The organism is Shinella sp. HY16 (genome assembly GCF_028534175.1).
Lineage (GTDB): Bacteria > Pseudomonadota > Alphaproteobacteria > Rhizobiales > Rhizobiaceae > Shinella.
Genome location: NZ_JAHYXL010000001.1, coordinates 279,558 through 298,646, shown reverse-complemented (window position 1 = coordinate 298,646; position 19,089 = coordinate 279,558). Strand labels below are relative to the sequence as shown.

19 protein-coding genes are annotated in these 19,089 nt (G+C 63.8%); 5 read left to right on the top strand and 14 right to left on the bottom strand.

Annotation, left to right across the window (positions count from 1 at the left end; translation table 11 throughout):
• Positions 1-2 precede the first annotated feature (2 nt).
• Positions 3-476, bottom strand: coding sequence for a hypothetical protein (locus tag K0P03_RS01525; protein WP_023513600.1), 474 nt, complete (start codon positions 474-476; stop codon positions 3-5).
• Between the two features lie 137 nt (positions 477-613).
• On the opposite strand from K0P03_RS01525, the gene K0P03_RS01520 reads away from it, so the two are divergent.
• Positions 614-1,249, top strand: coding sequence for a trimeric intracellular cation channel family protein (locus K0P03_RS01520; RefSeq protein ID WP_023513601.1), 636 nt, complete (start codon positions 614-616; stop codon positions 1,247-1,249).
• A gap of 15 nt (positions 1,250-1,264) precedes the next feature.
• On the opposite strand, the gene irrA is transcribed toward K0P03_RS01520, so the two are convergent.
• Positions 1,265-1,684: an iron response transcriptional regulator IrrA gene (gene irrA, locus K0P03_RS01515; RefSeq protein WP_024270001.1), complete on the bottom strand. Its 420-nt coding sequence runs from the start codon at positions 1,682-1,684 to the stop codon at positions 1,265-1,267.
• 316 nt (positions 1,685-2,000) lie between these two features.
• Between irrA and fabA the strand changes: the two genes are divergently transcribed.
• The 3 genes from fabA (at position 2,001) to fabI (ending at position 4,632) form a co-directional block, all read left to right on the top strand.
• A complete protein-coding gene (fabA, locus tag K0P03_RS01510; protein ID WP_023512507.1) occupies positions 2,001-2,516 on the top strand; it encodes a 3-hydroxyacyl-[acyl-carrier-protein] dehydratase FabA in 516 nt (171 codons plus the stop codon).
• A gap of 80 nt (positions 2,517-2,596) precedes the next feature.
• On the top strand, positions 2,597-3,820 hold the full coding sequence (gene fabB, locus K0P03_RS01505; RefSeq protein ID WP_023512506.1) for a beta-ketoacyl-ACP synthase I: 1,224 nt from the start codon (positions 2,597-2,599) through the stop codon (positions 3,818-3,820).
• A 5-nt stretch (positions 3,821-3,825) separates the two neighbouring features.
• A complete protein-coding gene (gene fabI, locus K0P03_RS01500; RefSeq protein ID WP_023512505.1) occupies positions 3,826-4,632 on the top strand; it encodes an enoyl-ACP reductase FabI in 807 nt (268 codons plus the stop codon).
• A gap of 44 nt (positions 4,633-4,676) precedes the next feature.
• Here the strand turns inward: fabI and K0P03_RS01495 are convergent, their stop codons facing one another.
• Positions 4,677-4,904, bottom strand: a complete 228-nt coding sequence (locus K0P03_RS01495; protein WP_023512504.1) for a hypothetical protein — start codon at positions 4,902-4,904, stop codon at positions 4,677-4,679.
• A 66-nt stretch (positions 4,905-4,970) separates the two neighbouring features.
• Positions 4,971-5,570 (bottom strand): LysE family translocator, encoded by a 600-nt coding sequence (locus K0P03_RS01490; RefSeq protein WP_023512503.1) that lies wholly within the window; start codon positions 5,568-5,570, stop codon positions 4,971-4,973.
• A 129-nt stretch (positions 5,571-5,699) separates the two neighbouring features.
• Between K0P03_RS01490 and K0P03_RS01485 the strand changes: the two genes are divergently transcribed.
• Entirely contained in the window at positions 5,700-6,158 is a 459-nt protein-coding gene (locus K0P03_RS01485) for an Lrp/AsnC family transcriptional regulator (protein WP_023512502.1), read from the top strand.
• A 3-nt stretch (positions 6,159-6,161) separates the two neighbouring features.
• On the opposite strand, the gene K0P03_RS01480 is transcribed toward K0P03_RS01485, so the two are convergent.
• From K0P03_RS01480 to nusA, 10 genes are all read right to left on the bottom strand, one after another.
• A complete protein-coding gene (locus K0P03_RS01480; RefSeq protein WP_037405168.1) occupies positions 6,162-7,178 on the bottom strand; it encodes a class I SAM-dependent methyltransferase in 1,017 nt (338 codons plus the stop codon).
• A gap of 138 nt (positions 7,179-7,316) precedes the next feature.
• Positions 7,317-9,458 carry a polyribonucleotide nucleotidyltransferase gene (gene pnp, locus K0P03_RS01475; protein WP_272788725.1) on the bottom strand — a complete coding sequence of 714 codons (2,142 nt, stop codon included), beginning with the start codon at positions 9,456-9,458 and terminating at the stop codon, positions 7,317-7,319.
• 352 nt (positions 9,459-9,810) lie between these two features.
• Positions 9,811-10,080 carry a 30S ribosomal protein S15 gene (gene rpsO / locus K0P03_RS01470; RefSeq protein WP_024270002.1) on the bottom strand — a complete coding sequence of 90 codons (270 nt, stop codon included), beginning with the start codon at positions 10,078-10,080 and terminating at the stop codon, positions 9,811-9,813.
• 151 nt (positions 10,081-10,231) lie between these two features.
• Positions 10,232-10,561, bottom strand: a complete 330-nt coding sequence (locus K0P03_RS01465; RefSeq protein WP_272788724.1) for an SH3 domain-containing protein — start codon at positions 10,559-10,561, stop codon at positions 10,232-10,234.
• 43 nt (positions 10,562-10,604) lie between these two features.
• Positions 10,605-12,341 (bottom strand): sensor histidine kinase, encoded by a 1,737-nt coding sequence (locus K0P03_RS01460; RefSeq protein ID WP_272788723.1) that lies wholly within the window; start codon positions 12,339-12,341, stop codon positions 10,605-10,607.
• A gap of 144 nt (positions 12,342-12,485) precedes the next feature.
• Positions 12,486-13,421, bottom strand: coding sequence for a tRNA pseudouridine(55) synthase TruB (truB, locus tag K0P03_RS01455; RefSeq protein WP_050742547.1), 936 nt, complete (start codon positions 13,419-13,421; stop codon positions 12,486-12,488).
• A 12-nt stretch (positions 13,422-13,433) separates the two neighbouring features.
• Positions 13,434-13,844: a 30S ribosome-binding factor RbfA gene (rbfA, locus tag K0P03_RS01450; RefSeq protein ID WP_023513549.1), complete on the bottom strand. Its 411-nt coding sequence runs from the start codon at positions 13,842-13,844 to the stop codon at positions 13,434-13,436.
• 72 nt (positions 13,845-13,916) lie between these two features.
• Complete coding sequence (gene infB, locus K0P03_RS01445; RefSeq protein WP_024270003.1) at positions 13,917-16,577, bottom strand: translation initiation factor IF-2; 2,661 nt, start codon at positions 16,575-16,577, stop codon at positions 13,917-13,919.
• 104 nt (positions 16,578-16,681) lie between these two features.
• Positions 16,682-17,338 (bottom strand): RNA-binding protein, encoded by a 657-nt coding sequence (locus tag K0P03_RS01440; protein ID WP_023512370.1) that lies wholly within the window; start codon positions 17,336-17,338, stop codon positions 16,682-16,684.
• A gap of 75 nt (positions 17,339-17,413) precedes the next feature.
• On the bottom strand, positions 17,414-19,012 hold the full coding sequence (gene nusA / locus K0P03_RS01435) for a transcription termination factor NusA (protein ID WP_023512371.1): 1,599 nt from the start codon (positions 19,010-19,012) through the stop codon (positions 17,414-17,416).
• Positions 19,013-19,089: the final 77 nt, after the last annotated feature.

The following is a 19,089-nucleotide window of genomic DNA, read 5'->3' as shown; positions in this document are numbered from 1 at the left end:
CCCTATTTCTTCGAGATCGTATCGAACTGGGCGCCGCGCACGCGGATGGTCATGATGCAATACTCTGAATCGTCCCGCCCGCAGCTTGCGGCATTGGCCTTCAGCTCCAGCACCATGTTGCCGTAGCGCTTCTTCATCTCGTAGCCGTAGAGATCGGCATTGGCGGCGAGGAAATAGCCGCCTTCCGCGACCTGGATGTAGAACTCATGGGGGCAGCCGACATTGCCGCAGAGGCCACCCGGCGTGCCGTCGCAATTGACGGCGCCGAGATTGAAGATCGCGTCGACGATGCCGTCATTGTTGAAATCGACGTTGTCGGCAAAATCCTCGCCGAAGATCGGCGCCTTGCAGCGCTTGGCGACCTCTGCCTCGACGGCCGCATGCGCATCCGGCACGATCTCCGCCGCACGGACCGGCAGGATGGTCGAAACCAGCGCGGCGGCGAGAAGTGCAAGGGTTCTGATGCGGATGGCCATCTGTCAAACCTTTCCATGGCGGGCGATTCGGTCAATATGCGGACGGGCCGGCGCCGCGCCTGATTCTGCCCGGGCGTACGGGCGCGCACTCTAGCGCAGGAAAGCTGTCGCGAGGCTTGGCGGCGAAGGAGGAATGCGTGTCGATCCTGGAACTGCTCGACTACACGGGCGTCGCCGTCTTTGCCGCCACCGGCGCGCTCTCGGCCTCGCGCAAGCAGCTCGACATCATCGGTTTCCTCTTCCTTGCCGCTGCGACGGGCATCGGCGGCGGCACGTTCCGCGACGTCATCCTCGGCGCGACACCGGTCTTCTGGGTGGTGAACCCGACCTATCTCATCGTCTGCATCGCAGTTGCGCTTGTCGTCTTCGTGCTGGCGCACCGTATCGAGTCGCGCTACCGCCTGCTGCTCTGGCTCGATGCCATGGGTGTCTCGGCCTATTGCGTGATGGGCGCGGCAAAGGGCCTTGCGGCCACCGGCTCGCCGACGGTGGCTATCACGACGGGCGTGCTCACCGCCAGCTTCGGCGGCATCCTGCGCGATCTTCTGGCGGGCGAGCCCTCCGTGCTGCTGCGGCCGGAAATCTACATCACCGCGGCGCTGATCGGCGCGGCGGGCTTTACGGCGGCGAGCGTAGCGGGCGCACCTCTCTGGATCGCGTCCGCCATCGGCATCGGCGCCGCCTTCATCGTGCGCGGCGGGGCGCTGCGCTTCGGCTGGTGCTTTCCGGTCTACAAGCCGCGGCCGGGGCGGCATCCGGACGACGTGATGTGAGGCGCAATCCCGCGATCAGGCCTTCTTCGGGCGCAGGCGGATGATCACGTCAACGTGAGCGATCTCCATGCCCTCGGGCGGCTCCGGCAGGTTGCCGATGGCGATGTTGCTCACGGGAATGTCGAGCACGTGGTTCTCGCCCTCGACGAAGAAATGGTGATGGTCCGACACGTTGGTGTCGAAGTAGGTCTTCGAGCTTTCGACCGCCAGAACCCGGATGAGACCGGCCTCGGTGAACTGGTGCAGCGTGTTGTAGACGGTCGCCAACGATACCGGAACGCCGGCCGTGACGGCCTCTTCGTGCAGCTCTTCCACCGTCAGGTGACGGTCGCCCTTGGCGAAGAGCAGGTCCCCGAGTGCCACACGCTGGCGCGTCGGGCGCAGGCCGCAATGGCGCAGGCGCTCTTCGATGGGCATCTCGTGTGCATGCGTCATGGGCGACGGATCCGCTTGTCTGGCCTTGAACAACAATCTTGAACTTTCGATATAACTTTACGAGCGTCGGGATTCAATAGGATTACGGCGGCCTGAAGGCCCTCAACATGCGGAAAAACCGGGGCCTTTGCTATTGTCACGGCAATTTGCGCTGGCTGTCACCGCTGGCATCATGTATGCGGACAGCTGAATGAACGTCCCGCCCGAAGAAGGCGGGGCGACAAAAAGGAGAAGGGCCGGGTGCTTCAATTCGTGCCACACCTTCTCTAAATCTAACGCAGATCAAGCGTTGTTCAGACCGGGGATGAAACATTCGATGACGACCAGGCAATCCAGCTACAACTACGAGGAAATTCTGCGCTGCGGCCGCGGTGAGCTGTTCGGCCCCGGCAATGCCCAGCTTCCTCTGCCACCCATGCTGATGGTCCACCGCATCACCGATATTTCCGAGACCGGCGGCGCCTTCGACAAGGGCTATATCCGCGCCGCATACGACGTGAAGCCCGATGACTGGTATTTCCCCTGTCACTTTCAGGGCAACCCGATCATGCCCGGCTGCCTCGGCCTCGACGGCATGTGGCAGCTGACCGGCTTCTTCCTCGGCTGGTTGGGCGAACCCGGCCGCGGCATGGCGCTGTCGACCGGCGAAGTGAAGTTCAAGGGTATGGTCCGCCCCCACACGAAGCTGCTCGAATACGGCATCGACTTCAAGCGTGTCATGCGTGGCCGCCTCGTGCTCGGCACGGCGGACGGCTGGCTGAAGGCCGACGGCGAGACCATCTATCAGGCGACCGACCTGCGCGTCGGCCTGTCGAAAGACAAGGAAGCTTAAGGCGGCGCGAAAGCCACCGAAAGCCTGAGGGCGGCGCAAAGCCGCCTTCACAACGAGACGTTCTAGAAAAGGTCGGAAACATGAGACGGGTAGTTGTCACGGGTCTGGGGATCGTATCCTCCATCGGGAACAATGCGGACGAAGTGACGGCGTCGCTGCGCGATGCGCGCTCGGGCATCAGCTTCTCGCAGGATTTCGCCGACCATGGCTTCAAGTGCCAGGTCTGGGGCGCGCCCAACATCGACACGAGCGAGCTTGTCGATCGCCGCGCTGCCCGCTTCCTCTCGCAGGGCGGTTCATGGAACCACGTTGCCATGAAGCAGGCGATCGCCGATTCCGGCCTGGAAGAGGCGGACTACGCCGCCAACGAGCGCGCCGGTATCATCATGGGTTCGGGCGGTCCTTCCACCCGTACGCTGATCGAGGCTGCCGAGATCACGCTGAAGAACAATTCGCCCAAGCGCATCGGCCCGTTCGCCGTGCCGAAGGCGATGTCCTCGACGGCATCGGCGACACTCGCCACCTGGTTCAAGATCCACGGCGTCAACTACTCGATCTCGTCGGCCTGCTCGACCTCTGCGCATTGCATCGGCAATGCCGCGGAAATGATCCAGTGGGGCAAGCAGGACATCATGTTCGCCGGCGGCCACGAAGACCTCGACTGGACCATGTCGAACCTCTTCGACGCCATGGGCGCCATGTCCTCCAAGTACAACGACACGCCCGCGACGGCCTCGCGCGCCTATGACGTCAGCCGCGACGGCTTCGTCATCGCCGGTGGCGCCGGCGTGCTGGTGCTGGAAGAATACGAGCGTGCGAAGGCCCGCGGCGCAAAGATCTATGCGGAAATCGTCGGCTACGGCGCAACCTCCGACGGCTACGACATGGTTGCCCCGTCAGGCGAAGGTGCGATCCGCTGCATGCGTCAGGCGCTTTCCACCGTGAAGGGCGATGTCGATTACATCAACACGCACGGCACTTCGACGCCTGTCGGCGATTCCAAGGAGATTGGTGCGATCCGCGAAGTCTTCGGCGACAGGATCCCGCATATCCAGTCGACAAAGTCGCTGACCGGCCACTCGCTGGGCGCGGCCGGCGTGCAGGAATCGATCTACGGTCTGCTGATGATGCAGGCCGGCTTCATCGGCGAAAGCGCGCATATCACCGAGCTCGACCCGGAATTCGACGGCGTGCCGATCGTGCGCAAGCGCATCGACAACGCCAAGATCGACACGGTTCTTTCCAACTCCTTCGGCTTCGGCGGCACGAACGCCACGCTGGTCTTCCAGCGCCACAACGGATGACGTCAATGACGGGGATCATGAACGGCAAGCGCGGCCTCATCATGGGGGTCGCGAACAACCATTCCATCGCGTGGGGGATCGCGCAGAAACTGGCCGATCAGGGCGCGGAACTCGCCTTCACCTATCAGGGCGAAGCGCTCGGCAAGCGCGTCAAGCCGCTCGCCGCCGAACTCGGCTCGGATTTCGTCATTCCCTGCGACGTCGAGGACATCGCTTCGGTGGATGCGACGATCGAGGCGATCAAGGAGAAGTGGGGCAAGCTCGATTTCGTCGTGCACGCCATCGGCTTTTCCGACAAAAACGAACTGAAGGGCCTCTACGCCGATACCTCGCGCGACAACTTCTCGCGCACGATGGTCATCTCATGCTTCTCCTTCACGGAGATCGCCAAGCGCGCGGCTGAGCTGATGACGGACGGCGGCGCGATGCTGACGCTGACCTATGGCGGCTCCACGCGCATCATGCCGAACTACAACGTCATGGGCGTCGCGAAGGCAGCGCTCGAAGCCTCCGTACGCTATCTGGCCGGCGACTATGGGCCGCAGGGCATTCGCGTCAACGCCATCTCGGCCGGCCCGATCCGCACGCTCGCCGGCGCCGGCATTTCGGACGCTCGCGCCATGCTGTCCTGGCAGCAGAAGAACGCGCCGCTGCGCCGCACCGTCACCATCGAGGATGTCGGCAATTCGGCGCTGTATCTGCTTTCGGACCTGTCGAGCGGTGTTACCGGTGAGATCCACTACGTGGACTCCGGCTACAACATCACCTCCATGCCGACGCTGGAGCGTCTGGCAAAGGCCGACAGCGAGTAACCAAAGACGGCGCGATGTCTCGGACTTCGCGCCGTTTTCCTTCGTCAGAGCACCATCAGCACGACGACGAGCAGGAGCACGGCGGCCAGAACGCCGAGGAACAGCGCCTGCACGCGGTTGTTCATTTCCAGTGGCTTTCTCTCGGCTCCACGCTTCAGGAACGCCAGCGGCACCTCGGAGGTCGGCGTATGCCCCTCCCCTTCCTTCACATCCTTGGCGATGACTTCCGCCACATCTTCGGTAATTGGTGGCCTTGCAGGTCCAAAAGCCATTGCGGGTCTCCTGAACTGAAACGGTTCGGGAATGGTGAACCTGTTTCGGCCAATTGGCAATGCGACCTATTCTCCCAAGACGGGCAGCAGCGACAGCACCAGAAGCAGCGCCATCACCCGGTTGAACACCCTCAGGCTGCGCGCGCTGGCAAGGAACCGGCCCGCACCGACGCCGATGCCGGCCCAGGCCAATGTGCTCGCCAGCGTCGCACCGCCGAAAATAACGGCAAAGGCGGCGGGTACGGCGAGGCCTTGAGCAGCGCTACCGCCATAGGTGACGACAGCGCCGGCCACCATCACCCAGAGCTTCGGATTGACGAGTTGCAGCAGCGCGCCCTCGACGAAGGTAAACGGCCGACGCCGATCACCCTCCCCCGTCACCCCGACCGGCGCGGTGGCGATGCGCCAGGCGAGCCACAGCAGATAGGCGACGCCGACCCATTTCAGCACCAGGTGCACACGCGGCTCGGAGACGATGGTTCCCCCTGCCGCGGCGACAGCGAAGATGATGGCCGCCACGCCGGCACCCATTCCGACGGCCACCGGCAACGTCCGGCGAAAACCATGGTTGGCCCCCGAGGCTGTCACCATCGTATTGTTCGGCCCCGGCGTGCCTGCCATGGCGAATGCGAAACCCGTGGCCGCCAGTATCCAGGCCCAATCCATGCTGCTCTCCCGTCAAACCTGACAAAGCCTAGCAGCCGTTCCGCGCAAGCGGGTTGCCAAGATGCCAAGACTGGGGGAGATTTTGGTATTTGATGCCGGGATCCGGCTTGAACGTTTGTGAGAATTTCAATGCAACTGGACGAGATAGACCGCCGTATCCTGCGCGAACTGCAGCAGAATGGCCGGCTGCAGAATATCGAGCTGGCCAAACGCGTCGGCCTGTCGCCGTCGCCCTGCCTGCGGCGCGTGAAGCTTCTGGAGGAGGCCGGCATCATCAGCCGCTACGTGGCGGTGGTCGACCAGGCGAGGGTCGGCCTCACCCTCTCCCTGTTCGCCCGCGTCTCGCTGACGGCACAGGACGCAGAAACGATCGACCATTTCATCGCGGCGATGAAGCGACTGCCCGAAGTGGTGGAGTGTTACATCATGCTCGGCGAGAGCGACGCGCTGCTGCGCGTCGTCGTCTCGGATCTGGAAGACTATCGTCGCTTCCAGTCGACCCATCTCACCCGCAGGAACGGCATCCAGACCGTCAAGACGGACGTGCCGAGCGAGACGATCAAACAGACTTTCGCGCTTCCCTTGTAGGGTTCAGCGCTTGCCCCAGAGAACCTTGAAGCGGGCGTTGCGGCAGACTTCACCGCTCTCCTTGAAGGCTTCCTTCAGCACGGGCTCGTAGGGCAGGCCGCGGTTGGCGACCATCAGCAGGCGTCCGCCGGCCTTCAGCGATTTTGCCGCCATGCGGATCATGCCGGCGCCGAGCGAGTGATCGGCGGCATGGCCTTCGTGGAAGGGCGGGTTCATCACGATGAGGTCGTAGTGGTCGCGCGGCGTCTCGGCCGTCAGGTCGAACCAGTAGTAGCGGGCGGGAATGTTCGGGCAGTTCTCCGCCATGTTCTCCTTGGCGGCTTCCAGCGCCTCGTAGTGCGCCTCGAAGAGGTCGATGCCCTTCACCTGCGGCGCGCGACCGCCGAACATGACGGAGAGATAGCCCCAGCCCGCACCGAAATCGGCGGCGTGGCCGTGGAAATCTTCCGGGATACGGGTCGCGAGCAGTTCCGAACCCTCGTCGATCCGGTCATGCGAGAACATGCCCGGCGCCGCAGTGAAACGGCCGACGATGCGCACCGGCTTGGCGGCGAGCTTGGAAATGGCCTCGGACGGGTCTTCCGGACGGGCGAACCAGATGGCAAGGCCATGGTACTTCGGCATGTAGTCGCCGGAAAGGCCGAGCTGGTCGAGACGCTTGCGCATCGACTGCACGCCGTCTTCCTTGCTGCCGGCAACGACGATGAGGCCGCCTGTGCGCACCCGGCGCAGCGCCTCGGCGATGCGGTTCTCGTTCTCGCCCTTGTGCTTGTTGATCAGGATGAGCGCGCCGTCGAAATCCTCGCCCTCGATGACCGGCTTGACCGGCACGCGCACGGCCTCCAGCCCGCGGTGGAGCGCCCGTTGCGGCTGCACGGCTTCCAGTGTCGCGGCAAAACCTTCCGGCGGGCGCTGACCGGCTTCAGCGCCGAGAAAGAGATAGCGTTCGCCCTCTTCCGGCATGGCAAGCGTGCCGGCGGCAAAGGGATGAAACAGGGTCTTGAGGGCTTCGCGGGTCATGGCGGGCTTTCGGCGGTCGAGCAATTCCAGCAAGGCTCAAGGCGGTTTGCGTTCAGAATTGCGAAACTAATGGGTCTGTCAAAGGAAAGGGGCGCGGAACATTCCGCTCCGCGCCCCTTCTAAAGGTAGAGGGTCCGATTACTCGGCGGCTTCGCCGTCGCCCTTCTTGTCGGCAGCGACTTCCTTGCCGGTCGCCTGGTCGACAACCTTCATGGAGAGGCGAACCTTGCCGCGCTCGTCGAAGCCCATCAGCTTGACCCAGACTTTGTCGCCTTCCTTGACGACGTCGGAGGTCTTGGCAACGCGCTCCTGGGCGAGCTGCGAGATGTGCACGAGGCCGTCGCGCGGGCCGAAGAAGTTGACGAAGGCGCCGAAATCGGCGGTCTTCACGACCGTGCCTTCGTAGATCATGCCGACTTCCGGTTCCGCGACGATCGAGTGGATCCACTTGCGGGCCGCTTCGATCTCCTTGCCGGAGGACGATGCGATCTTGATCGTGCCGTCGTCTTCGATGTTGATCTTGGCGCCGGTCTTCTCGACGATTTCGCGGATGACCTTGCCGCCCGTGCCGATGACTTCACGGATCTTGTCGACCGGGATGTTCATGACTTCGATGCGCGGTGCGAATTCGCCGAGCTGCGAGCGGCCTTCGGAGATGGCATTGGCCATTTCGCCGAGGATGTGCTTGCGGCCGCCCTGCGCCTGGCTGAGCGCGACCTTCATGATCTCTTCGGTGATGCCGGCGATCTTGATGTCCATCTGCAGCGAGGTGATGCCGTCGGCGGTGCCGGCGACCTTGAAGTCCATGTCGCCGAGGTGGTCTTCGTCACCGAGGATGTCGGAGAGAACGGCGAAACGATCGCCTTCGAGGATCAGGCCCATGGCGATGCCGGCAACCGGCTTGGCCAGCGGAACGCCGGCGTCCATCAGTGCGAGCGAGGTGCCGCAAACCGTTGCCATCGAGGACGAGCCGTTCGACTCGGTGATCTCGGAAACGACGCGCAGCGTGTAGGGGAACTGTTCCGCCGTCGGCAGCATCGGGCGGATAGCGCGCCAGGCGAGCTTGCCGTGGCCGATTTCGCGGCGGCCCGGGGAGCCCATGCGGCCCGTTTCACCGACCGAGTAGGGCGGGAAGTTGTAGTGCAGCAGGAAGCGTTCCTTGTACATGCCGGTCAGGCTGTCGACATACTGCTCGTCTTCGCCGGTGCCCAGCGTCGCAACGACGACGGCCTGGGTTTCACCGCGGGTGAAGAGCGCCGAACCGTGCGTGCGCGGCAGGATGCCGACTTCCGAGACGATGGCGCGAACGGTGTCGAGGTCGCGGCCGTCGATGCGGCTCTTGGTGTCGAGGATGTTCCAGCGAACGATCTTAGCCTGGAGGTGCTTGAAGACGGCGCCGATGACTTCGGCCGTGTACTTCGGCTCGACGCCTTCCGGGAAGAAGTGGGCCTTCACCTTGGCCTTGACGGCGTCGACGGCGGCGTAGCGGTCGGCCTTCTGGGTGATCTTGTAGGCAGCGCGCAGTTCGGTTTCGGCGAGGCCCAGCATTTCGGCTTCGAGCGCGGAATGATCTTCCGGGCTGAAGTCGCGCGGTTCCTTGGCAGCCACTTCAGCGAGCTTGATGATCGCGTCGATGACCGGCTGGAAGCCCTTGTGGCCGAACATGACGGCGCCGAGCATGACGTCTTCGTTCAGTTCCTTGGCTTCGGATTCGACCATCAGGACGGCGTCCTGCGTGCCGGCGACGACGAGGTCGAGAACGGACTCGTCCATCTCGTCGAGATGCGGGTTCAGGACGTATTCGCCGTTGATGTAGCCGACGCGCGCACCGCCGACCGGGCCCATGAAGGGTACGCCGGAGATCGTGAGCGCTGCGGAAGCGGCAACCATCGACAGGACGTCGGGATCGTTTTCGAGGTCATGCTGGACGACCGTGACGACGACCTGCGTGTCGTTCTTGTAGCCTTCCGGGAAGAGCGGGCGGATCGGACGGTCGATCAGGCGGGAAACCAGCGTTTCCTTTTCCGACGGACGGCCTTCGCGCTTGAAGTAGCCACCCGGGATCTTGCCGGCGGCGTAGGTCTTTTCCTGGTAGTTGACGGTCAGCGGGAAGAAATCCTGGCCCGGCTTCGGCGCCTTGGCGGAAACGACGGTGGCGAGAACGACGGTTTCGCCGTAGGTCGCGAGAACCGCGCCATCAGCCTGACGGGCGATCTTGCCGGTTTCCAGCTTGAGCGGACGGCCCGCCCATTCGATTTCAACCGTATGGGTATCGAACATGTCTTGTCCTTCTTGGCAGATACGCGCACCGCCGCCCGAAAAGGCGCAGGTGGTCTATCCGCTTTCATGACGCATCATGGGCAAGACAACGGGAGGCTTCCGGGGGTGGCTCGCGAACTCTGCGGGCGAAGGCTCTTTGAGCCCGGCCGACGACAGGCGCGCGCCTGAAGCATCCTGCAATCCTGCCCCATGACAGGTCATCGGTTGGTTCCGCAGGACCGGCCCATCCGGCCTGCTGGAGAATTCCGTTTCACGAGGCGGTCGCAACCGGCACAGGGGGAACGGTCTGGCGAAGCGTCTGCTCCGCAAAAGAAAGCGGCGGGCGCTCACGAAGAACGCCCGCCGAAATTGCTTAGCGGCGAATACCGAGGGCAGCAATCAGCTTGCTGTAACGGGCATCGTCCTTCTTCTTGAGGTAGTCAAGAAGCGAGCGGCGGCTGGAAACCATGGTCAGAAGGCCGCGACGGGAGTGGTTGTCCTTCTTGTGGCCCTTGAAGTGTTCCGTCAGGTTGTTGATACGCTCGGTCAGGATCGCAACCTGGACTTCCGGAGAACCGGTATCGCCTTCGACGGTAGCGTATTCCTTGATCAGCGCAGCCTTGCGCTCAGCAGTGATCGACATCGTATGTCCTTTCATGAATGGGAACAAAGGTCGCCAAAAGCCGGGATGTCGTCCAGCGATGGCCGTGAAGGCAAGCGGGGAAGGCCCCGCATTGCTGGCGGTGCCTATAAACCATTCCCTCATGAAAGGAAAGAGCCGTCATCAACGCCTCTCAGCGCTGCTCGGCCGGTTGACTGGGTGCGGCCTCGCGTGCGTCGCCGGGCTGCTTGCATACGATATAGGCGCCGAACACCCAGCCGAGCCGTTCGCCTTGCCGCGCGACGAAAAGCCAGTGCTTAGCACCGATCTTCATCTCGTCGACGATGTCGACCTGCGTACCGTTGACAAGCGTCGTCAGGATCGCACCGTTCGGAGCCGAGCGCACATTGAGCGGCGTGCCGGTCGGGTCGTCGACCGAGCACTGACCATAGGCGGCGAAGGCGGGAGAAGCCGAAAGGGCAAGGAACGCCGCGACGGCGCCTCCGTGCAGGAATGACGTCATGAAAAACACCTGTGGTCGATGTGTCTGAAAAGGACAGGGTTCCTCATTGCGCTGCACCCTGCTGCTGGTGAACGTCCTCGTCCCGCAGCCGCGCAAGCGGGATCCTCACCCGCCATTCGATACCGTCGTCATGCACGGCGAAATCGAGCTTCGCATCGAGCGCCATGCCAAGCATGCGCTCCAGCACGACGCTGCCGAAACCCTTGCGGCTTGCGGCAATGGCGTCCTTGTCGATCGCCGCCTGGCTCTCGCGCCAGACGAGGTTCAGGTCCTCGCCGCTCGCTACCCAGCTCAACGACACGATCCCCGTTTCGTTGGCGAGCGCACCGTATTTCGTGGCATTGGTCGACAGTTCGTGCAGGGCCATGCCCAGCGTCTGCGAGGCCTGAGGATCGAGGAGCACGGCGGGGCCGGTGATGCGCACACGCTCCGCATCCGCAGGCGTGAAAGGCTTCAGCTGATTTTTCGCCAGTTCCATCAGGTTCACACCCTGTGTGGCATTGGCGATCATCAGGTCTGTCGAGCGGGCAAGACCGGCCACGCGCTTGCGGAACGTTTCGGCGAAATCGCTGGCATTTTCCGCGCTCGCCGCCGACTGGTTGAGCATCGCCTGGATGACGGTGAGCTGGTTCTTGGAGCGGTGCGCCACCTCCCGCATCAGGAAGCGCACCTCGTTTTCCGACTTCACCCGTGCATCCGCAGCCTCGGCAAGCGCGCGGGAGACGGTCTCCAGCTCGGAAATGGCATAGGGGCGCGGAGCGACCCGCTCTCCCTGGCCGAGCCGGCGCGCGTCATGTGCGAGCAGCCGCACGTCGCGCGACAGCACGCGGGCGATGCCGACGGCGCTGATGGCGGCGAGTGCGGCAAAGACAGCCCCGCCGATCGTCAGCCAGAGGAAGGAAGAGACGGCGGGCGCCTGCACATCCGACGATTTCGCCCAGGCGATCATCCGCCAGCCGGCAAGCGAGGAGAATTCAGTGACGACCTGATAGTCCACACCGTCCCCCTTCATGGTGCTGACGCCGAGGCGCAGCGACGGCACGACACGCAGGAAGAAGGGTTGGCCGGTTTTCTGTTTCTCATCGGTCGATGCGATGACTGTGCCGGCGGAATCCAGCACCGCCGCATTCCAGCCGGGCGAAAGCACATCCGGATTGACAGCGCGCCGCAGCGCATCGGCATTCTTTGTCAGCGTCAGCAGGACCGGCTCACCATTGGCAAGCCGCACCGGCATATAGACGTTGAACACCCATTGCTGCGCGGTGCGGCCGAAGAACAGGTCGGAAACCATACGCTCGCCCCGCGACAGCGCCAGGCGTGCCGAAACCGGCTCCGAGGCGACATTGAGCGGCATGCCGTAGGGAACGCGCGTGTTGAGGCGCTGCTTCATCGCCTGATCGATGACGAGGAAATAGATGTCCGTACCCTGCAGCGTCTTGCTTGCCTGGGCATGCAGGGTGGCATAATCGCCCTTCGGCAGGCTTTCCGACGTGGACAGGAAATTGAGCGTCGAGAACATACCCGTGATTTCACGCTCGACGGCGCGATTGACGGCGCTTGTCGAAGTGCGCAGCAGCGATTCGAAGATGCGCTCCTGCGCCTCGGTGGTGCGCTTCAGCACGACGATGGAGAACAGGAAGGCGGGAATGACGACGACGAGGATGAGGCAGACGAGATAGAATGCGACGGGATGGTGCATACGCCGGCGGCTTTCGGCAGGGCCAGCGCCCTCCACCGTATCCTCGGCGGATACCGTTCTGTCAGTCGGCGCAATCGTCAACGGCCAGCCCTTTCACCCCTCGCCCGCAGGCAGCCAGGACGGCAACGCACCGCCCGGCCCGCCCTCGAACGAACCTCGCCGGCCCATAAAGCCCATAGCTTGTGGTGAAATCAAGTCGGCGGCGATTGGTTCCGCCGACCTTGTTCAGCCGCCGAAGACGCGCTTCGGCCGGAACTCGCCGCCACCGATCTCGCCGATCGCGACCAGCTTGCCACGGGCCGTGGCATAGGCTTCATCGGCAGAAACCGGGGCATCCCGGCCGCGCAGGATGATCGGATTGCCCATACGCAGGCGGTGCGCCTGGTCGTCGTTGATGACGATCTGCGGCAGGCTGGAAAGCGCTTCGCCCGTGTCGATCAGGAAAGCATCAAGTGCCGCCAGCCGTTCGGCCTCGTCAGCGATCTCCTCGAGTGCTGTCAGGTCGGCGAGCGGCACCATGCTGTCCTCGCCGAAAGGCGCGACGAAGGTGCGGCGCAAGGCCGAGATATGGCCGAAGCAGCCGAGCTGGCGGCCAAAATCACGGGCGAGCGCCCGCACGTAGGTGCCCTTGCCGCATTCCACCTCGAATTCGGCCGTGTTCTCATCCGGGCAGCCGATCAGCGTCAGGCGGTGGATCTCCACCTCGCGCGAGGGGATTTCGACAATCTCGCCTTCGCGGGCAAGATCGTAGGCGCGTTCGCCTGCGATCTTGATGGCGGAGAACTGCGGCGGGATCTGCTGGATGACGCCGGTATACTCGCCGAGGATCGCCCGGATCGCCTCGGCGGCAGGCCGCTTTTCGGAACTCTGCGTTACCTCGCCCTCAAGGTCATCCGTCGTGCGTTCTTCGCCCCAGGTCACCGTGAATTCGTAGATCTTGCGGCCGTCCATCACATAGGGCACGGTCTTGGTCGCATCGCCGAGCGCGATCGGCAGCATGCCGGAGGCCAGCGGATCGAGCGTACCGGCATGGCCGGCCTTCTGGGCCTTGAGCAGCCATTTGATCTTGGCGACGGCTTCGGTGGAGCCGAAATCGAACGGCTTATCGAGGATGAGCCAGCCGGAAACCGGCCGGCCCTTGGGTTTGCGGGGTCTGGACATATTCTACCTGGATTACTTGTCGTCGTCGCCGTCTTCGGCCGAAAGATCGCGAGCGACTTCCGGCGAACGCAGGAGATCGTCGATCTTCTTGTAGTTGTCGAAGCTCGTATCGTCACGGAAACGAACGTCCGGCATGTACTTCATCTGGCGAAGCTGCGGGCCGAGGCGGCCGCGAATGAACTTCGAATTGCGGTTCAGCGCGTCGATCACCGCCTCATGGTCCTTCACGCCGAGCGGCGTGACATAGGCCGTCGCGTGTTTGAGATCGGGCGACATGCGCACTTCCGAAATCGAGATCACGGTCTTTTCGAGAAGCGGGTCGCGCACTTCACCGCGCTGGAGGACCTGGGTGATCGCCGCGCGCACCTGCTCGCCTACGCGCAGCATGCGTTGCGACGGCGCCGAGGATGTTGCTCTGGTCATGGTCGTCACCTTCAAAAAAATGCGAGCGCCGAAACGGTCCGGCGCTCGCACGATGGTCTATTCGCCGGACGCTTACAGCGTGCGGGTGATGTGCTCCACGCGGAAGCACTCGATCGTGTCGCCGGCGCGGATGTCTTCGTAGTTCTCGAAGGCCATGCCGCACTCCTGGCCCATCGGCACTTCGGCGACTTCGTCCTTGAAGCGCTTGAGCGTCTTGAGCTTGCCTTCGTGGATGACGACGTTGTCGCGCACCAGACGGACACCGGCGCCACGCTCGACCTTGCCTTCGATGACGCGGCAACCCGCGACCTTGCCGACCTTCGTGATGTTGAACACCTCGAGGATTTCGGCATTGCCGAGGAAGGTTTCGCGACGTTCCGGCGAAAGCAGGCCCGACATCGCTGCCTTCACGTCATCCACCAGATCGTAGATGATGTTGTAGTAGCGGATTTCGAGACCGGCCCGCTCGGCAGCCGTACGGGCCTGTGCATTGGCACGGACGTTGAAGCCGATGATGGCGGCGTTCGAAGCTTCGGCAAGCGAGATATCGGATTCCGTGATGCCACCGGCACCGGAATGAACGATACGGGCGCGGACTTCGTCCGTGCCGAGCTTTTCCAGCGCGCCGGCAATGGCTTCGATCGAGCCCTGCACGTCACCCTTGATGAGCAGCGGGAACTCCTTGAGGCCGGTGTTCTGCAGCTGGCTCATCATCTGCTCGAGCGAGCCACGCGAACCGGCCTGGCGTGCCACCTGCTTTTCGCGGGCGAGGCGCTGGCGGTATTCCGAGATCTCGCGGGCGCGGGCTTCGTTCTCGACCACGGCGAACTTGTCGCCGGCAGCCGGGGTACCCGAAAGGCCGAGCACTTCGACCGGCATGGACGGGCCGGCTTCCTTGACGTGTTCGCCCTTGTCGTTGACGAGGGCGCGTACGCGGCCCCACTGGTCGCCGGCAACGACGATCTGGCCCGGGCGCAGCGTGCCGGTCTGCACGAGAACGGTGGCAACGGCGCCGCGACCACGATCGAGCTGGGCTTCGACGACGACGCCCTCTGCCGTGCGGTTCGGGTTCGCCTTAAGGTCGAGAATTTCGGCCTGCAGCAGGACGGCCTCGAGCAGCTTGTCCAGGTTCAGCCGGTTCTTGGCCGAAACTTCCACATCGAGCGTTTCACCGCCCATGGATTCGACAAAGACCTCGTGCTGGAGGAGCTGGTTGCGCACCTTCTGCGGATCGGCTTCGTGCTTGTCGATCTTGTTGATCGCCACGATGATCGGAACACCCGCCGCCTTGGCGTGATTGATGGACTCGATCGTCTGCGGCATCACGCTGTCGTCGGCCGCGACCACGAGGATCGCAATGTCCGTCGCCTGCGCACCACGGGCACGCATGGCGGTGAACGCCGCGTGACCGGGGGTGTCGATGAAGGTGATCTTGTGGCCGTTGTGCTCGACCTGGTAGGCGCCGATATGCTGCGTGATGCCGCCGGCTTCGCCAGCAACCACGTTTGCATGCCGGATGGCGTCGAGCAGCGAGGTCTTGCCGTGGTCGACGTGGCCCATGATGGTCACGATCGGTGGGCGCGATTCCAGATCGCCAGCATCGTCGGAAACGTTGAAGATGCCTTCTTCGACGTCGGATTCCGAAACGCGCTTGACGGTGTGGCCGAATTCGCCGGCGATGATTTCAGCAAGGTCGGCGTCGATCAGATCGCCGGGCTTCATCATCTGCCCTTCCTTCATCAGGTACTTGATGACGTCGACGGCACGTTCGGACATGCGCTGCGACAGTTCCTGAATGGTGATCGTCTCCGGCAGGATGACTTCGCGCATGACCTTTTCGCGCGTCTCCTGCATCATGGAGCGCTTGAACTTCTCCTGGCGGCGGCGCATGGCCGAGAGCGAGCGACCGCGCTGTGCGCCATCCTCGTCGCTCGATGCCGTCGTCAGCGTCAGCTTGCCCTGGCGACGGCCGTCATCGGCCTTCGGGCGGGCCGGAGCCTTGGCCGGTTCCGGGCGCTTGACGGCGCCGCGGTTGACAGGCGCGCCACCGCGCGGGCGCTTGTCGCCTTCATCTTCGGCTTCATGGCGGCCACGACCGGCAACCGGCGTGGAAGCCGGAGCGGGCGTGCGGCCGGGCTGCGGGCGAGCTTCGGCAGCCGCCGGAGCGGGCCTTGCGACCGGCTGCGCGACGACCTCTTCCACGACGGGTGCGGGTGCGGCGGCCTCAGCGGCACGGCGCTCGGCTTCTTCCTTCTCGCGGACGAGGCGTGCTTCTTCCTCCGCAACGCGGCGAGCTTCGTCCTCAACCTTGCGACGGGCTTCGTCCTCGGCGCGCTGGCGGGCTTCGGCGGCGTCGCGGATCTGCGCTTCTGCAAGCGCGCGGCGACGGGCCTCGACTTCGTCAGGCGAAAGCTGGTTCAGCACAACGCCGCGCGGACGGTTCTGTTCGACCGGGCGGGAGGGCTGCTGGTGTACGGGGCGCGAAGGCTGCGGCGCGGGACGCGTCTGCTGCGGCTCCGGCTGGCGCTGCACGGGCGCGACGGGCGTCGATGCCTGGCGCTCTTCACCCGGGCGGCTGAAGTGGCGCTTCGTGCGGGTCTCGACCACGACGGCCTTGGTGCGGCCACGACCCATGTCCTGGCGCACGGTTCCCTGCTGAACCCCCGAGGGCTTCAGGCTAAGGGTCTTCTTGCCAGCCACATTGATCGTCTTGTCGTCTTCGTTGTCGGTCATTCCGTTCCGTTCCTAAGATCAGAGCCGGATGCGTATCACCTGGCCCTGTCGTTCAAATGTGTTCATCCAATGCGATTTCGGCCGGCCGAATGCCGGTAACCGCGTCATTGGTTTGTCTGGCGAGCGCCACCCTGTGCCATCATTTGGCTGTCGCCCCGGTATTTCTCGAGCATGATTGCGCGCTTCACTACACCCTCACCCGCCTGCCCTGCAAGCGCTGCGGCATGGATAAAAGCATTACTTCCCAAAAGGCCCTCCAATTCGCTCTCCGAAAAGAGCTTGAAGGAGGGTATTTCCGTTTCGTCGTCCGTCAGAAAGCTCGCAGCCTTCCGCGCCTGGTCTATTTTCCGCACACCATCGGCCGCCGCGTCCGTCGCATGGAAGACGGCAAGAGCAGCCAATGCGCGCACCGCCTGGTCGACCTTCGAGGAGCCGGTGATGAACTGGCCCGCCTTGCGCGCCATGTTCATCATGCCGCCGAGCTGGGCGGCGATAAGCCGGTCCACCTCGGCGCCGAGTTCCGGCCCGGCCTTGGCTTCCGTCTTCAGCGCACGCCCGAAAAGCTTCCTGGCGACCGCCTTGTCGACAATCGCCCGTTCCGCCTTCACCCAGCATCCGCGCCCGGGAAGTTGACGCTTCAGGTCCGGCACGACGCTGCCGTCGGGACCTGCAACGAAGCGGATCAGGTCGTCCGCCTCGCCCTTTTCGCGCGTCACGATGCACATGCGGTCGTTCACGCCATCCTCGTCCTTCTTGCCCATATAGGTTTCCGTTTCCGTCAACGCAAACCGCTGTGCAAGTCAGCGGGCGACATGTCCAACTCTGGAGGACGCCGATCAGGCGTCCTGTTCGCCGCCCTCGACGACCGGCTCTTCCTTGGCGAGATCCTCTTCCGTGATCCAGCCGGCCGCGAGGCGCGCCTGGACGATCATGGCTTCGGCTTCGGCGCGCGAGAGTTCGAACTTCGAGAACAGACCCTCGAACTTCTTCGTCTCGCCATCCTTGCGTTCCGACCAGCCGACGAGGTCGTCGGCAGCGCAGCCGGCGAAGTCTTCCATGGTCTTGATACCGTCCTCGCCGAGCGCGACGAGCATCTGGCCCGTCATGCCGTCGATCTGGCGCAGGTCATCGGAAACGCCGAGTTCCTTGCGCTTGGCGTCCATCTCGGCCTCGATGCGGTCGAGATATTCGCGGGCGCGGGTCTGGATTTCCTGGGCCGTGTCCTCGTCGAAACCGTCGATCGAAGCGATTTCGTCGAGATCGACGTAGGCCAGCTCCTCGACGGCGGCAAAGCCTTCGGAAGCCAGAACCTGGCCGACCATCTCGTCGACGTCGAGCGAATCCATGAACAGGTTGGTGCGTTCGTTGAATTCCTTCTGGCGGCGCTCGGACTCCTCGGCTTCCGTCAGGATGTCGATGTCCCAGCCGGTCAGCTGCGAGGCGAGGCGGACGTTCTGACCGCGACGGCCGATGGCGAGCGAGAGCTGCTCATCCGGCACAACCACTTCGATACGCTCGGCATCCTCGTCGAGAACCACCTTGGCGACTTCCGCCGGCTGCAGGGCGTTGACGATGAAGGAGGCCGGATCCTGCGACCACGGAATGATGTCGATCTTCTCGCCCTGCAGTTCGCCGACGACGGCCTGAACGCGCGAGCCGCGCATACCGACGCAGGCGCCGACCGGGTCGATCGACGAATCGTTCGAGATGACGGCGATCTTGGCGCGCGAGCCCGGGTCACGGGCGACGGACTTGATCTGGATGACACCGTCGTAGATCTCGGGCACTTCCATGGTGAAGAGCTTCACCATGAACTGCGGATGGGTGCGCGACAGGAAGATCTGCGGGCCGCGCTGCTCGCGGCGCACGTCGTAGACGAAGGCGCGGACACGGTCGCCGTAGCGCATGTTCTCGCGCGGGATCATCTCATCGCGGCGGATGATGCCTTCGCCGCGGCCGAGGTCGACGATGACGTTGCCGTATTCGACACGCTTGACCGTGCCGTTGACGATCTCGCCGATGCGGTCCTTGTATTCGTCGTACTGGCGGTCACGCTCGGCTTCGCGCACCTTCTGCACGATGACCTGCTTGGCCGACTGCGCGGCGATGCGGCCGAAATCCATCGGCGGCAGCGGATCGGCGATGAAATCGCCGAGCTTGGCGTCCGGGTTGCGGTCGCGCGCCAGCTCCAGCGGGATCTGGGTCGAATAGTCCTCGGCGTGCTCGACGACTTCCAGCAGGCGCTGGAGGCGGATTTCGCCGGTCTTGGAGTTGATGTCGGCGCGAATGTTCGATTCCGTGCCGTAACGCGAGCGGGCCGCCTTCTGGATGGCGTCGGCCATCGCGGCAAGCACGATCTCGCGGTCGATGACCTTTTCACGGGCCACGGCATCCGCGATCTGCAGAAGCTCAAGCCGGTTCGCACTGACTGCCATTGTCTCAGGTCTCCATGGTCAGGCCGGGGCCTTGGCCTCCGGCATCGTGGAGCGGCGCACCGCTCCGGTTCCGTCCT